Genomic DNA, 15,691 nt, shown 5'->3' with positions numbered 1-15,691 from the left:
AAAATCGGGGCTGTAAAAACTCCCCTATTTTTAACAAGAGCTAGCAAGAATTCTCCTCTACAGGTGGGAGATGAATTGCAAAATAAATACAGCAAATACAGACAGAACACTTGTTCTATCTAAAGGGATATAGTATAATATAATCAGTCGAAACGATGGAAAGCGAGGCTGATCATATGGAAAAAATAACTCATAACATAGCTTACCGTTTTCGTATATATCCAAACCGAGAACAGGAAGTTCTGCTCGCAAAAACATTTGGCTGCTGTCGTTTTTTATATAATCAGATGTTGAATGATAAGATACGGGAATATGAAGCATCGAAAAAAATGCTGCGAAATACACCGGCGATGTATAAAAAAGCATATCCGTTTTTGAAAGAAGTGGATTCCCTGGCACTTGCAAATGTGCAGCTGCATCTGGAAAAGGCATATAAGAATTTTTTCAGGGATCCAAAGATTGGCTTTCCAAAATTCAAATCAAAACACAGGAGCCGAAAAAGTTATACGACAAATGTGGTCAATGGAAATATTCAGGTAGAAGATTATCGGATAAAACTTCCGAAGTTGAAGTGGATCCGTATGAAAAAACATCGTGATATTCCAGAAAAATATTGCCTGAAATCCGTAACAATAAGTATGGAACCATCCGGAAAGTATTATGCAAGTCTATTATATGAAAAATCTGACTGTGAAAACCAAGCAGAAGAATTTGATTATGAAGACGCAAAGATACTTGGAATTGATTATGCAATGCATGGAATGGCTGTGTTTTCTGAAGATATACAGAAGGAAAATGAAGGATATTTCAGAAAAAGTGAGGAGCGGCTGGCAAGGGAACAGAGAAAGTTATCCCATTGCGTGAAAGGAAGCAATAATTATTACCGACAGAAAAAACGTGTTGCATTATGTCATGAAAAAATCCGAAACCAGAGGAAAGATTTTCTGCATAAACTGAGTCATGAAATAGCAGAGGCATATGATGTTGTTGCAGTAGAAGATATTGACATGAAAGCAATGAGCCAGTGTATGCATTTTGGAAAAAGTGTCATGGATAACGGTTACGGAAAGTTTCGGGAATTGCTGGAATATAAGCTGACATGGAGAGGAAAGAAATTGGTACGTGTAGACCGTTTTTTCCCTTCTAGTAAAAAATGCTGTAAATGTGGCAATATAAAGAAAGAACTGAAACTTTCGGACAGAGTATATCTTTGTACATGTGGAAATCGGATAGACCGGGATCTGAATGCGGCAATCAATATACGTGAAGAAGCACGTCGTATGTTGTTAGCAGGATAGATGGGAAGTGTCTGTATCCAGACAATGAAAATATCCCATAACTGGGTAAAAATGAATCGCGGGGCACGCGAGGATAGCTTGTAGATACTTGGCTCAGTAGAGCCATTGAGCAAGAAGCCCCCACTTCAAAATCTGTGATTTAAGTGGTGGGAGCATGTCACCAAGGATATAAGCAGGAAAACTTTCAATATTGCTTTATGGTCATCTTTGTAATCAAGAAGATACCAATCATATTGGTATAAAAATCAATGTTGTTGTGTTTTTGTAGTGTATTCTGCAAATATCGTTCTCATCGTATAGAAGCTCCGAATCATTCAATTGACCATTGCATGATTAGGTAAGCGGACAATAGTTTCGAGCCAATCATTTATAAGTCGCCAATGGTGGGCGGGCAAACAACTGTAAACAATAAATCTAGTTGTTGACAGTGCATGAATGAACTGATAAAATTAAATAATCAGCAAAAAGCTGTCTCAAAGATGCAATGAGTAATGCAGCAGTAATGCTTATGAAATCTTTGAGACAGCTTTTTTCGGTAGAAAGGGGAATGAAATGAAAAAGAGACTTACAAAAGTACTTGCACTGGGTCTGACAGCGGTTATGATCATTGGAACTCCATTATCAGCAGTGGCAGCAGAAATAACACCAACAGACGTATCGGTGACAAGTGAAGCAACAGAAGATGAACAGGCTGTAACGGATGAAACTGCTGAGGAAACAACTGCATGTGAAAACTCAGATAGTACAGAGCAGACAGATGATGCGGCTGATGTTGCAGAAGTACAGGAAGCGCAGCCGGAAGAAAATACAGCGGCAGCAAAAAATGAAGCAGATCCGGATGCAGATTCTGAGGAGAATTTCGCAGATGTTCAGAATGAAGCTCAGCCGGAGATCGCAGCACAGACTGCCGATGACGGAATTGCTGTAATGGCGTTGTCAAATGGTTACAATCCGATGGATTTAAACGGACTGGTGCAGCTGAATGACGGCAATTGGTACTACATGGAAAACGGAGAGGTGAGTGATAACGCCGATGGAACCGTAAAGCCGGCAGGAGGAAGCTGGTGGTATGTAAGGAATTATAAGATTGATTTCTCTTATAATGGATTTGGTACCAACGGGGATCAAAAATGGTATGTAGAGAACGGCCAGGTACAGTTCGGTTATACTGGAATTGCAAGTGGATACAATAAATATGGAACTAAGGAGACATATTATGTGACAAACGGACGTGTAGATAAGGACTTTACAGGCATCTGCTATGGAACCATAGATGGTGTCGATGGCTGGTACAATTTTCGTGAAGGATGTTTGGGTTACGGCTGGGATGTAGTCGAATATAACGGAGCCTGGTGGTATGTTGGTGATAACAGCAGAATTGATTTTTCCTATACGGGAATCGGGTATAATGAAGCCGGAAGCTGGTATATCAGAAATGGTCAGGTTGATTTTTCTTATACTGGAATGATCGAAGGATGGCATACAGATGATTTCAGATGCCCATATCAGTATTACTTTGTAAATGGAAAACTGAATGAAGGCTTGAATGGCGTCTTCTATACAACGGTAAATGGTGTACTGGGCTGGTATGGATATTCACAAGGAGCACTTGCAACAGCCTGGGAATTCGGCGACGGCGAAGACTATGGTACCGTTTTGTCAAACGATAGTGGCTGGTGGTACATAGATCCTCGTACCGGAATGGTTGATTTTTCTTATACCGGACTGGCGAGAAATGAGTTCCCAGGGGATGACTGGTATCATTACTGGTATGTGGAAAATGGTCAGATAAACTTTAATTATAACGGTTTTGTTACATACACAAGCAGATATAATGAACCGGCTGTTTGCTATATTACAGGTGGTCAGGCAGATGCCAATGTAAATGGTGTGTACCAGTTAACCGTAAATGGAAAGACAGACTGGTACGGATTCTGGAGAGGAATGACAGACTATAATGAAGTGCAAATGAATCCGAACGATGGCAGCTGGTGGTATGTTGGTAACGATGGGGTGATTGATTTTTCCTATACCGGAATCGCTTACCGACATGACCAGGAGGGATATTCACTGGATTCCTGGTATGTGAAGAATGGCCGGGTAGATTTCTCTTATAACGGATGGTATAAGTATGTTTCTGACAGTTACAGCAGTTCTTATACTTATTATTATGTGGAAAACGGCAGAGTGCGTTCTGATATTTCCGGACTGATTCAGACTACCATCGATGGTAAAAATGCATGGTGGAACATAGAAGATGGAAAGATTTATACCACGGAATATGAGTATGCTTACCAGAACCACAAGCTGGTATATTATAACGGAGACTGGTGGGCTGTAAGTAACAGTCAGGTAGATTTCGGTTATACAGGATTTGTATATTATGACGATGTATGCTGGTATGTGGAAAATGGCCGTGTAAACTTTACTAAAACAGGATTTGTAGACTTTGATGGTTATGGAGCCTACGAGTATATCCAGAATGGTCAGCATGATTCTGATTTCAACGGACTGGTATATGCAGAACTGGGGGGAAAGACCAGCTGGTGGCAGGTACAGCATGGCAGATGCTATCATTATGATGGAACATGGTATTATGAACCGGGTAACTATGCAGCAAATGCAAGCGGTCTGTGGGCTATTATAAATGGCGAAGCTGCGTTCAATGTGAATGGTGTGTATACAGTGTCACGCGGTTATGATATGGATATGGGTGTACCTTCTACTACCATAAATTATACCTATGAAGTAGTAAATGGCCTGGTAACTGATATGCAGGTAGTTGTTCAGCAATAGCTGCAAATAAAAGATATAGTTGTTGACAGTGAATATGTGAACTGATAAGTTCAGACCGAGCGTACGTGAGACTTGGTGTTTGATTCTGGTCAGCGTAAGCTGAAATTATCAGCAAGGGGCTGTCCTGGAATGATCATAAGCAATGCGAAAGTGATGCTTATGATATTCCAGGGCAGTTTTTTTTTCTTTCATTCATTTGTGAAACAAGTAGGTTCATTGCCTCATATGCTATTTTGTCTATCTGCTGTCCAATCGTGGTGATTGGTACGATTGCTTCCGAGGCAATCGGTGAATCATCAAATCCTACGATACGATATTCGTCCGGGAGACAACCGTATTCACGCATGAGAAGGTTGAGGAGAATGTTGGCATGAGTATCGTTTGCCATAAAGATTCCTTTTCTCATGTTGGGATATTTTTTTTGATAATTGAAATAAGGCTACCGCAATCCCACTGGCTTTAGACGGTGGGTTAAGGTAGCAAAAAATCAGAAATTATTGTATACTCATGGCATGGGAACAGAAGTCAAAATTACTACAAAACAAAGAAAAAGATAGCATTATGCCATGAAAAAATAACAAATACCAGAAAAGATTATCTGCACAAGATGTCCCATGAGATTATCAGCGAAAACCAAGTGATAGTTTCGGAAGATTTGCAGATAAAAAACATGGTAAAAATCATCATTTGGCAAAGTCTATAAGTGATGTATCATGGTATGAGTTTACAAGACAGTTAGAATATAAGGCAAAGTGGAATGGCAGAAAACCATTGGCTTTAGACAATGGGTAGTTCACTTTGCCGGTGTTACAACAGTAGCCCGAGTTTCAAAATATGAACGCAGAATAAGCATTCCCCCGCTTCAAGTGCGTAGAGCACTAAGCGGTGGGTAAGGGGGATGCTTATGTCAGTGGGAGTCAAAAGCTCCCACTGACAGGTCGCAAAGCGACTGCGTTCATGAGCAAGTAGCGAAAGTGGATTGCGAATGTCCGCTTTACTTGTGCGAGAATGGAGATGAAGTGGACTTTGTATTTGTTCCTCGCAGAATGCATTTCTTTGATTGCGAAACAGAGGAAGCGATTGTATTGTAGAAAGGAGCTTATATGGATAAATTAAGAAAAGCTAATATATATATTGATGAGAATCGTATACTGAGAGAGAAGCTGCCGGTATTCCATGTTACACCACCTTGTGGATGGATGAATGATCCGAATGGTTTTTCGGCTTATCAGGGAAAGGTACATTTGTTTTATCAGTTTCATCCATATAGTGAAGTATGGGGACCGATGCACTGGGGACACTATGAAACAAAGGATTTTATCAAATGGACAGAATTACCGGTTGCGCTTGCCCCTGACCAAACTTACGATGAAGCAGGATGTTTTTCCGGGTCTGGAATCGAGACAGAAAACGGTCATCTTTTAGTTTATACAGGAGTTATGGAAAAAGAAGCAGACAAAGAGAAAGTGACATATCAGAATCAGTGTCTTGCGCTGGGAGATGGAAAAAAATATACCAAGTTAGAACAAAATCCCGTAATAACAGGAGAAATGTTACCGGAACATTTTAGCAGAGAACATTTCAGAGATCCTAAGATTTGGAAAGAAAACGATGGATACTATATGGTAGTGGGGAATAAAACAGACCAAGGTGTTCCTCAGGTTGTGTTATTTCACTCTGAAGATGCGATAAAATGGAATTATGTATCTGTTTTGGCAAGTGACAGAGATGGGACGCTCGGAACAATGTGGGAATGTCCGGATTTCTTTTGCTTAGATGAAGAATATATTTTAATTACCTCGCCACAGGATTTATGTGCGACAGAAGAATTTCATAATGGAAATAATTCGGTGTATTATATGGGAAAATATGATAAGAAGCAGCATGTATTTCATTATGAAAGAGTGTATTCTCTGGATGATGGTTTTGATTTCTATGCACCTCAGACTATGCTGGCACCAGATGGAAGACGTATCATGATTGGATGGATGCAGTCATGGGATTCTAATATACGTCCGGCAGATCAGAAGTGGTCTTGTATGATGACTATACCAAGAGAATTACATATTGAGCAGGGAAGAATATTACAGAACCCGGTCAGGGAAATAGAGAACTATCATAGAAATGCTGTTTGCTATCAGAATAAGGAAATTAGTGGTAACTGTCAAATGGAAGATATCCATGGACGAGTGCTTGATATGACGGTGGAAATTGTTCTTGGAGATTTTCATCAGTTTACAATTTCTTTTGCCCAGAATGAACGATACCATACAGACTTTACGATACAAAAAGATAGTAAGATGATAGAAATGAACCGTACATATTCAGGAATGGTTCGTGATGCGGCTGCAATCAGAAAATCAAAGATAAAAACGTCTACAGATAAATTGCAGCTTCGTTTAATATTAGATAAATATTCTGCAGAAATATTCCTGAATGATGGACAACAGGTGTTCAGCTCTACATTTTACACACCACTGGAGGCTGACGGAATTCGTTTTATTTGTGACGGTAAAGCAGTTGTTAATATTGAAAAATACGAAATTGTAGTTGATTAGAGAGGTGATTGTATGAAAACGTTCGATGTTGTGGCATTAGGGGAATTATTGGTGGATTTTACGGAAAATGGGATAAGTGCACAGGGAAATCCGATGTTGGAGGCAAATCCTGGTGGAGCTCCCTGCAATGTATTGTCGATGTTACAAAACCAAGGAAACAACGCAAGATTTGCTCGAAAAATCTGAAAATGCTTTTTTAACGCCGCCCTTCTTTTGTGATTATAATAGTGATGATTCAAAAATGAGTGAGGTTTTGGCAGCAATTCAAAAATACAAAGCAGAGTGAGACTCTCTTGCGCTCATTAATCATAGATGACAGTTTTCGGCGTTGACAGTAGAATGTGGAACTGATAAAATAAAATTATCAGCAAAGAAGCTGTCTCGAAGATGTAATAGTAACGTGTGACAGTAGTGCTATTACATCTTTGGGACGGCTTTTTTTTGTAGAAAAGGAGAGTAAGAAAATGAAAAAACGATTAGCAAAAGTGCTTGCACTGGGACTGACCGCAGCAATGGTTGCCGGGGCACCGTTATCTGCCATGGCATCTGAAGTAAATGCGGCAGATCAGGCAGGAGAAACATCTGTTGTCGCAGAAAGTGCAGATTCAGCAGATGAGACAGACGTGGATGATGGTATTGCATCACAGGATCAGAATGATGCGTCACAGAATCCGGTGGTTAACGGTGTGGATCCGATGTCCTTAGATGGCGTTATCCAGCTGGATGATGGAAACTGGTATTATTTTAATCATGGAAAATGGCAGTATGTTAACGGTCTGTATCCAAACAGTGCCGGATGGTGGTATGTTGAAGACGGACAAGTTGATTTTTCACATGAAGGCATGGAATCTTACGGCGGCTCTGAATGGTATGTAAAGAATGGTCAAATCCAGTTTGACTACAACGGTCCACTTGCCATGACAATCACAGATGAAGGGTCAGATGAAACACATCAGACTCTTTATTATATCAGTAATGGACGGGTAGATACCGGATTTACCGGTCTGGCACAGGCAACACTGAACGGAGAAGATGGATGGTTCTATTTCCAGAATGGTATGTGGGATCAATATCCGGATACCAGCCTGGCAGAGTATGGCGGATCCTGGTGGTACATTGCAGAGGGCGGAAAGATTGACTTCAATTACAATGGTACTGCTTATTTCAATGATGTTGAATGGTATGTCGAAGGCGGAAGAGTTGATTTTAGTTTTACCGGAAGAGCAGAAGGCGATCAGTCGGTTGCTGATGGGATGGAAGTTCCGTTCCAGACTTATTTTGTAAACGGTATGCAGCAGATGGACCTGACCGGTGTATATTATACCGAAGTGAAAGGAAACTATGGATGGTACGGTTTTTACAAGGGTCAGCTGGCAAGCAGAGACTGGTACTATGGACCGACGATCGGTTATGTACTTTCCAATGCAAGTGGATGGTGGTACATTAATCCGGAAACCGGTCTGGTAGATTTTAATTATACCGGTCTGGCTGAAAATGACTATGGCATCTGGTATATGAACAACGGACAGATTGATTTCGGTTATACCGGATTTGTAAAACAGCGTCCATACAAACTTGATTTTGGATATGATTACTATGATCTGTATGCAGTAACCGGTGGAAAAGTAGATTGTAACTATGATGGTATCCTCTGGACAACCATTGATGGTGTACCAGGCTGGTATGGATTTGTAGACGGTTGTCTGACATCTGATCAGGCTCTTATGAAAAAAGACGATGGTACCTGGTGGTATGTCGGTGAAAACGGAATGGTAGATTTTACTTATACAGGCAGAGCACAAACAGCGTATGGTGAGTATTATATAAGAAACGGACAGATTGATTTTGGCTTTAACGGCACGCTGCAGGAGATGAGCGGTACGTATAAGTGCTATCAGAATGGAAAAATGCTGGAATGGGATTTCAATGGTCTGGTAGAGACTACCGTCGATGATGAATATGGCTGGTATTATGTAAAAAATGGTTACATCATGCATGATCATAATAATGACAAGAATGAGAATCCCTGGTATGAACTTGTTTCCAATGATGCAGGCTGGTGGGCTGTTTCCAATGGAAAGGTAGATTTTTCCTATACCGGATTTGTCTATGACAATGTAAATGAAACCAATGGTGCATGGTATGTAAGAAACGGACAGATTGATTTTGGCGCAAACGGATTTATCAAGGATCCGGCTTCTGATATTTACTATTATTATGTGGTTAACGGATATGTAAATCATGAACTGTATACGGTTGCACAGGGAACCATCAATGGCGAAACTGCATGGTGGTGCGTTGAAGGAGGCGGATGCGTTCCAAATGCTTTTACAGGTACTGCAGAGTATGGCGGCAAAGTATGGTATTATGATAATTCCAAGATTGATTTCAGCAAGAGTGGTACTTATGAGCATAGCCAAGGATTAATGCGGAATGATTCCACATATGTTTCAATCCATTATATGTATGAAGTAGTAAATGGTCAGGTTATTACCATGACAGTTCATGTTGCTGAGGGGGATCAGCTACAACAATAATGGTGCGGGCGTTTCTGTACGGATAACTGTAAGTAAAGGGCTGTCCTGGAACGATCATAAGCAATGTGACAGTGATGTTTATGATATTCCGGGGACAGCTTTTTTGTTTGATAGGAAATTACGATGAATTTCCTATCAAACAAAAAACGCTCCGCGAGGATGCGACCAGATGCATGTGGAATATGTCTGCTAAAGCAGACTGCATCTGGCGCGCAAAGCGTAACAAGTCCCTCAAAGATTGAGGGATTCAGGGAGTTTGAAGCGGACTTGTCCGCTTTGTTCTTGGAAAGGAGAGTTAGAGAGAATGATGAAAAAGAGACTGAAAAAAGTCCTTGCACTGGGGATGGCAGCAGCTATGCTGGCCGGTGCACCATTGCCCGCAATGGCTGCAGAAGCAGCACCGGCGGACGCAGCAGTGACAGCGGAAACACAACCGGAAATCGCAATGCAGGCAGCTGATGAAGACGCAGCTGGAACGGCACTGCCCAATGGTGTTGATCCACTGACATTGGACGGTCTGGTTCAGCTGAATGACGGCAACTGGTACTACATGCAAAACTGCAGGGTGAGTGGTGCTGCCAATAAAACGGTAAAACCGGCATGTGGCAGCTGGTGGTATGTAGGTGGTTGCAGAGTAGATTTTTCTTATACCGGATTTGGCAGGAATGGCGCTGATAATTGGTATGTTCAGAATGGTCAGGTACAGTTCGGTTATACCGGAATTGTGACTGCAAAGGATGAAACGAATCGTACTTACGTTTGCTATGTGACAAATGGACGATTGGACACAGACTATACCGGATTAGCCTATGGAACCGTAGACGGTGTGGAGGGATGGTATAACTTCCATGACGGATATAACTTCCATGAAGGGTATTTGAACAAAGGCAAAGAGCTGGTGGAATATAATGGCGCATGGTGGTATGTCAGTGATGAGAGAAAGGTCGACTTCTCCTATACCGGAATCGCCTACAATGAAGCCGGTGGCTGGTATGTCAGAAACGGACAGGTCGATTTTTCATATAACGGAATACTTGAGTACGAGGTGATTGACGGACCTTTTGTAATACCATATCAATATCATTTTGTAAATGGAAAGTTGAATGAAGGGCTGACTGGTTTATATTATACAACCGTAAATGGAAAAACAAACTGGTATGGATTTCAGAATGGTGCCATTGCAACTTTTGAGGAATACGAAGATTCTTATGGTACCTTATTTTTGAATGAAAGTGGCTGGTGGTATGTCGATCCCATTCACGGAACGGTTGATTTCAGTTATACCGGATTGGGAAAAACTGTGTTTCCGGGAGATGATCGGTATCATTACTGGTATGTGAAGAACGGACGGATAGACTTTAACTATAACGGATTTCTTGAATTGTACGGGGGTGTGTATTATGTGAAAAATGGTCAGGTAGATGAAACCGTCAATGGTGTATATCAGTATACGGTAAACGGAAAAACAGCCTGGCATGGTTTATGGAGAGGTAAAAAGGCTTATAACGAAGTGTTAATGAATCCAAACGATGGCAGCTGGTGGTATGTCAGAGATGGACTGGTTGATTTCAGTTATACCGGAATGGGAACCCGGCATGATTGGACAGGGGATACATCTGACACCTGGTATATCAGAAACGGACAGGTCGATTTCTCTTATTCCGGCTGTGTGGCAGCTGATGGAAATACCCGTTACTTGCGAAGATATTACCTGGTCGAAAATGGCAGATTACGGAAGGAAGTTTCCGGTTTGGTGCAGGCGACTGTCGAAGGAGTAAATGGATGGTGGAAGATTGATCAAGGAGTTATTACCGTTCAAAGCGGTGGCAGTGAGACATTTCTGGTATACTATAATGGCGACTGGTGGTATGTGTTGAACAGCGGACAAGTTGATTTTTCCTTTACAGGCTTGAAAGGGTATAATGGAGAAACCTGGTATGTGGAAAATGGCCGTGTAAACTTTGACAAGACAGGATTTGTAAACCTGAGTGGGGATACCACCACGAGATATACCTATATTCAGAATGGCCATCCGCTTCCTTATGGTTTCTCGGGACTGTTCTATGCAGAATTAGATGGAAAAACTACATGGTGGCAGATAGAAGAGGGCCATTGTGATTATTATGGTGGTCCTGAACCGTCACATTATGAGAGACCAGAGAGCTTTGCAGCAAATGAAGAAGGTCTGTGGGCTACGAATAATAGTCAAATCTCTTACGGCATAACGGGTGTGTATAAAACAATAGGTAGAATTGGTTATAGTAGTAGCTATTCTATTGAGGTAGAGTATACATATAATGTTGTAAACGGACTGGTAACAGAGATGCAGGCGGTGATTCTGTAAGCTGCAGGAAAGCAGCGGTATTACTAATGGGAAAACTGTAACGGGCATTCTTGAAAGTATTATTCCAGAGCAGTTTTAGAAAAGGAGAGAAAGAAGGATATGAAAAAACGAATGACAAAAGTCCTTGCACTGGGGATGATGGCAGCTATGCTGATCAGTGCACCACTGTCCGCAATGGCTGCAGAAGCAGCACCGGCGGACGCAGCAGCGACAGCGGAAACACAGCCGGAAATGGCAATGCAGGCAGCAGAGGGAGAAGCAGCTGTAACGGCACTGACCAACGGTGTTGATCCAATGACATTGGACGGCCTGGTTCAGCTCAATGACGGTAACTGGTACTATATGGAAGATGGTCGGCTGAGTTCTAACGCAAGCAAAACGGTAAAACCGGCATGCGGAAGCTGGTGGTATGTATCCGGATGGAAAATTGATTTTTCTTTTACCGGATTTGGCAAAAATGGGGATGATCTGTGGTATGTAAAAGACGGTCAGGTACAGTTTGGCTATACCGGCGTTGCAACCGGATCGAATCAATATGGAAATACGTCTACTTATTATGTAACAAATGGCCGGGTAGACAAAAGCTTTTGTGGATTAGCCTATGGAAGCTACAACGGTGAGGAAGGCTGGATCAATTTCTGTGACGGAAAACCGAAATATTCCTATGAGAGCTTGATGGAGTATAATGGTGCATGGTGGAAAATGTCCGGTTATATGATAGATTTTGACTATACCGGAGCTGCATCCAATGAATCAGGTACATGGTATGTCAGAAACGGTCAGGTTGATTTCGGTTATACCGGTGTGATTGAAGGAAAAAAAGGAAGCAGATCGTACCAGTATTATTTTATTAATGGAAAGGCAAACGAAAATCTGACCGGCGTGTTTTATACAAAGGTAAACGGAGCAGAAGGCTGGTACGGATTCTATAAAGGGGAACTGGCAACATCGGATGACTACTACGAAGCGCCGGGCAGAGTGCTGTCAAATGTAAGCGGCTGGTGGTATATCAATCCGAAAACCGGACTGGTAGATTTTAATTATAACGGATTGGGTATCACGGAGGATGACGACTGGTACCATTACTGGTATGTGGAAAATGGACAGATCAATTTCAATTTTAACGGACTTTATAATTATCACACCAGATACTATGGAGACATTCTGTGCTGCATCACAAATGGTCAGGTGGATCCGAATGTCAATGGTGTGTACCAGCTCACAGTAAATGGACAGACAAACTGGTATGGATTCTTTCAGGGAATGCAGACAGAGGACGAAGTGTTGATGAATCCGTATGACGGCAGCTGGTGGTATACCGGAGATGACGGACTGGTTGATTTCTCCTATACCGGCATTGCTGAAAGATATGATCAAAATGGAGACAAATTTGATAGCTGGTATGTCAGAAACGGTCAGGTAGATTTTTCCAGTAATGGATGGGTAAAGATAAATAATCATTATGTATATGTCCGGAACGGAATGCTGCAGAGTGATCTGAACGGACTGGTACAGGCTACCATTGACGGGAAAGACGGCTGGTGGGAAGTAGATCATGGTACCCTCTTTGACAATACGAATTATTACTACACACTGTGCTATTATGGCGGCAGCTGGTGGGCGGTATATAACAGTCAGGTAGATTTTTCCTACACTGGTTTTGTGGAACATGATGGTACAAGATGGTATGTGGAAAATGGTCGTGTAAACTTCGATAAGACAGGTTTTGTCAATACAGAGGAAGCAGATACTTATGCATATGTGCAGAACGGTCAGTATAATAAAACTTTCTATGGAGCAATCTATGCGGAATTGAATGGAAAGAACAGCTGGTGGCAGGTAAAGGATGGAAACTGTGTGCATTCTGCGAATGCGGCATGGAATGGAAAACCGGACAGCTTTGCAGCTAATGAAAATGGCCTGTGGGCAATTGTGAATGGCGAGGTTGCTTTTGATGTGACCGGTGAATATTCATATGGAACATATTATTCTGTTTCCGGAGAGGATTCAATATATGTAAGCTATATTTACCAGGTAGAGAATGGTCTGGTAACATCTATGCAGGCAACTGTTTTAGATCGTTAAATAAATGGTTGCAGAAAACGCAGCATACAAACAGGGAGAGAGGTGGAAAATACATATGAAAAAACGATTTGCAAAAACAGTGGCGCTGGTGGTGGCGGCGGCCCTGACAGCAGGAGCACCGGTATCGGTCATGGCAGCGGAAGAGCAGTCAGAAACGGTGGCTGTGCAGGAAGTGTCAGCACCGGAACTGTCTCAGGGTACCGATCCGATGACGTTACATGGAATGCAGCAGCTCAACGACGGTAACTGGTACTATATGGAACATGGAAAAGTGTCTGACAAAGCAAACGGTACATTGCAGCCGGTTGGGGATGAGTGGCTGTATGTGGGCAGGTACCGTGTGGACAATTCCTACACCGGTCTGTGTGCCAACGAAGCAGGAACCTGGTATGTTGCGAAAGGGAAAGTACAATTTGATCATACCGGTGTGGTCAGTCAGAGAGAGAACGACAGGACGAACTGGTACTATGTGACAGATGGTAAGGTGGATACCGGTGTGAACGGACTTTGCTATGTGTCGATCAATGGCACTGAGGGCTGGTATAATTTTAAGGACGGCATGGTGACCGGGGCATATCATCAGCTGGTGGAGTACAATGGTTCCTGGTGGTACATCGGGGAAGGTGGCGAGGTTGATTTTTCCTATACCGGTGTGTGTCAGAATAGTGCAGGAACCTGGTATGTGAAAAACGGGCAGGTAGATTTCGGATTTTCCGGTGTGCTGGAAGGAAAAAGTGAGAACTTCCATAAACCGTACAAATATTATTTTGTAAATGGAAAAACGTATGAACGTGTGCATGGTGTCTATTACACAACGGTAAATGGTATATCCGGCTGGTATGGATTTTACAAAGGAGAGCTGGCGACGACAGCACCGTATGGAGTAGCAAATCTGCTGCCAAATGAAGCCGGCTGGTGGTGCATTGACAGCTTGACCGGTCAGGTAGATTTTTCCAAAAACGGTTTCGAGTTTGTGCGGGAAGAAAACGGAACCGGACATCTGTGGTATGTCAGAGACGGCCAGGTAGATTTCAGCCGCAACGGTGCGTATATTTATCCAGATCATGTTATACCCGCCGAAAAATATTGCTGGCTCGTGGGCGGTCAGATAGATCAGACATGCTCCGGTGTATATTATCTGAATCTGGATGGAACAGAAGGCTGGTATGGATTTTTAGAAGGACAACAGATTACTTATACCTTGCTTCCAAATCCGGATGACGGCAGCTGGTGGTATGTGGGTGGAAACGGACAGGTAGATTTTTCCTATACAGGTATCTTTCGGGCAAAGGATCATAGCTACCACCTGGCAGAAGATGCGTGGTATGTGCGAAATGGTCAGGTGGATTTCTCTTACACCGGTCTGGTATATGAGAATGAGAAATGTTATCTGGTTCAGGATGGCCGTGTTCAGAAAGAAAATAATAGTCTTGCGTATCTGACTCTGAATGGAGAGACTGCATGGTGGCAGGTGACAGACGGCTATATTTGCACCGAGAATGACAAAAATTATGACGAAGAAACACTGGTGTACTACGATGGAAGCTGGTGGTATGTGAAAAACCACAAAGTAGATTTCTCTTATAATGGATTCGTGGATTACAAGGGTACGCTGTGGTATGTGAAAAATGGCAGATACAGCTATGAAACGACAGGATTTGTAATGGCGGATGGATATTCCTGCTATTATGTTACAAACGGACGATTTGATAATTCTTACGAAGACGTTGTGTATGGCAGCATTGATGGTGAAACTGCCTGGTGGATGATTAACAACGGACGCTGCGCTTACTGGAAAATGGAAGAAACACATGCGGAACCGGACAGTTTTGCAGCGAATACAAACGGTTTGTGGGCATGCAATGACGGCAGGGTGAATTTTGACCTGAACGGTCCTTATACCGGCACAGTGCCTTATAATGTGGAAAAAAACCAGAGGGTGATGATCCAGTATCACTATCAGATGGAAAATGGTCAGGTGACAGGACTTCAGGTTGAGGTAGTGTAAATTTTTGCCAGAAAAGAACAGATGGTCGATAAATAATTAAAAAAAGGATTAAAAAACACGCAGGA

Annotated in this window: 9 protein-coding genes and 1 pseudogene; 9 read left to right on the top strand and 1 reads right to left on the bottom strand. The window is 42.3% G+C overall.

Translation table 11 applies throughout. The features are described 5' to 3' along the window. Positions 1–176 precede the first annotated feature (176 nt). Complete coding sequence (locus ACIRUQ_RS09920) at positions 177–1,298, top strand: RNA-guided endonuclease TnpB family protein (protein ID WP_336302686.1); 1,122 nt, start codon at positions 177–179, stop codon at positions 1,296–1,298. Positions 1,299–1,850: 552 nt separating this feature from the next. Next, complete coding sequence (locus tag ACIRUQ_RS09915; protein ID WP_055290273.1) at positions 1,851–4,094, top strand: hypothetical protein; 2,244 nt, start codon at positions 1,851–1,853, stop codon at positions 4,092–4,094. 157 nt (positions 4,095–4,251) lie between these two features. Here the strand turns inward: ACIRUQ_RS09915 and ACIRUQ_RS09910 are convergent, their stop codons facing one another. Further along, positions 4,252–4,482, bottom strand: a complete 231-nt coding sequence (locus tag ACIRUQ_RS09910; protein WP_055290272.1) for a substrate-binding domain-containing protein — start codon at positions 4,480–4,482, stop codon at positions 4,252–4,254. 135 nt (positions 4,483–4,617) lie between these two features. On the opposite strand from ACIRUQ_RS09910, the pseudogene ACIRUQ_RS09905 reads away from it, so the two are divergent. From ACIRUQ_RS09905 to ACIRUQ_RS09875, 7 genes and pseudogenes are all read left to right on the top strand, one after another. Continuing rightward, positions 4,618–4,862: pseudogene (locus tag ACIRUQ_RS09905) on the top strand (RNA-guided endonuclease TnpB family protein); the annotation flags it as partial. A gap of 335 nt (positions 4,863–5,197) precedes the next feature. Beyond that, positions 5,198–6,652 carry a glycoside hydrolase family 32 protein gene (locus ACIRUQ_RS09900; protein WP_055290271.1) on the top strand — a complete coding sequence of 485 codons (1,455 nt, stop codon included), beginning with the start codon at positions 5,198–5,200 and terminating at the stop codon, positions 6,650–6,652. A 12-nt stretch (positions 6,653–6,664) separates the two neighbouring features. Further along, a complete protein-coding gene (locus ACIRUQ_RS09895) occupies positions 6,665–6,838 on the top strand; it encodes a sugar kinase ribokinase family (protein ID WP_022035413.1) in 174 nt (57 codons plus the stop codon). A 278-nt stretch (positions 6,839–7,116) separates the two neighbouring features. Continuing rightward, positions 7,117–9,189 (top strand): hypothetical protein, encoded by a 2,073-nt coding sequence (locus ACIRUQ_RS09890; protein ID WP_055290270.1) that lies wholly within the window; start codon positions 7,117–7,119, stop codon positions 9,187–9,189. 304 nt (positions 9,190–9,493) lie between these two features. Further along, positions 9,494–11,533, top strand: coding sequence for a hypothetical protein (locus ACIRUQ_RS09885; protein WP_021737801.1), 2,040 nt, complete (start codon positions 9,494–9,496; stop codon positions 11,531–11,533). A 99-nt stretch (positions 11,534–11,632) separates the two neighbouring features. Further along, positions 11,633–13,618, top strand: coding sequence for a hypothetical protein (locus tag ACIRUQ_RS09880; protein ID WP_055290269.1), 1,986 nt, complete (start codon positions 11,633–11,635; stop codon positions 13,616–13,618). A gap of 55 nt (positions 13,619–13,673) precedes the next feature. Next, on the top strand, positions 13,674–15,626 hold the full coding sequence (locus tag ACIRUQ_RS09875; RefSeq protein WP_156330970.1) for a hypothetical protein: 1,953 nt from the start codon (positions 13,674–13,676) through the stop codon (positions 15,624–15,626). Positions 15,627–15,691: the final 65 nt, after the last annotated feature.

Origin of the sequence: Eubacterium ramulus (genome assembly GCF_045002895.1) — a bacterium.
GTDB lineage: Bacteria > Bacillota > Clostridia > Lachnospirales > Lachnospiraceae > Eubacterium_I > Eubacterium_I ramulus.
The sequence above is the reverse complement of the archived record's forward strand: the minus strand, read 5'-3'. Positions and strand labels throughout refer to the sequence as shown.